This window comes from Aeromonas sp. PrichA-15, from assembly GCF_017939245.1.
Classification (GTDB): Bacteria; Pseudomonadota; Gammaproteobacteria; order Enterobacterales; family Aeromonadaceae; genus Aeromonas; species Aeromonas caviae.
Window position 1 is genome coordinate 1 of the sequence record NZ_JAGKRH010000158.1, and the last position, 1,030, is coordinate 1,030.

The window sequence follows — 1,030 nt, forward strand, 5'->3', positions numbered from 1 at the left end:
AAGAAAATCTCTTTTCTGGTCTGACGGCGCTTACTGCTGAATTCACTGTCGGCGAAGGTGAGCTGATGACTCATGATGAACCCTTTTTCATGGCTCCAGATGACAAACATGATCTCATATCAGGGACTTGTTCGCACCTTCCCTAACACCTCTTCCGCGGAGATGGTTGCCCAACACAAGCGCGGCATTGAGGAGCAACGTCGCCATGATGCGATTGCTAAGGCCGAGATTGCACGGATCAATCAGGAAGTCGACGATGAACGCAGGGCCGAGAAACAACGGTGGCGTGATGAACGGGCAGCCGTAGAAGCTAACACGCCAGATGTCACTGATGAACTTGTCACTGGACTAACCGCCATTACGGCTGCTTCTGGTCAGAAAGATACGACTAACGCGCTCGTCACTGGCCTAACAGCCGTCATTGCCGCATCTGATCAGAATGTTGCTCCCATTTCACGTTCTACTTCGAGTGTTCCGGCGCAGCCATCAGTGAATGATGGAAATAATACTTCTGCTGCTGGCGGTCATGGCATCGGTAAGTACAAAGCGCCGAAAGTGGCTTGTGATGACCATGCTTTGGGGATCGAGATGGACAAGCACTCTGCCACTATCAACGAGGGGCGAGGGATTTGTGACAATGCAAAAGCAGCGGCGAAACTTTATGAGTTCTATGCAAACTTGCTGGAAGCCAGTTGCCCCAAAAAAACAGCCGAGGTGGTACAGGCGCGTGAAGCGGTTGAGTCTGCCAAAGAAACGATCCGTGGCAGTTGCGCTGATTTCAACTATTAATTAAAAAAGACGTTCTCGAAGAAATAAAAACCCGTCCCCGTTGCTTGGGTGTCGGGTTTTTATATTTATTGCTCAGGCTCTTGCCCCCCCTTCACGCCCAGGGCGGGATCGCACTTTGTTAATGAAATTTGAACAGGCAGATCGTCTGTGATCTAATCGCGTCTCCATGCAGGAGGCACGCGCTATGACGTTGATTGAACACCTTACCCTTGTCGAAGAAACTCGCTCTGAGATCAATCGT

At 50.5% G+C, this 1,030-nt stretch carries 1 protein-coding gene; it reads left to right on the plus strand.

Annotated features, from left to right (window positions below):
- Nucleotides 1-162: 162 nt before the first annotated feature.
- Nucleotides 163-789 (plus strand): hypothetical protein, encoded by a 627-nt coding sequence (locus tag J9889_RS17220; protein ID WP_210557466.1) that lies wholly within the window; start codon nt 163-165, stop codon nt 787-789.
- Nucleotides 790-1,030 lie beyond the last annotated feature (241 nt).

Excerpts from the sequence above, each read along its gene's own strand:
- J9889_RS17220 (WP_210557466.1), top strand. The coding sequence starts at position 163 with ATGGTTGCCCAACACAAGCGCGGCATTGAGGAGCAACGTCGCCATGAT.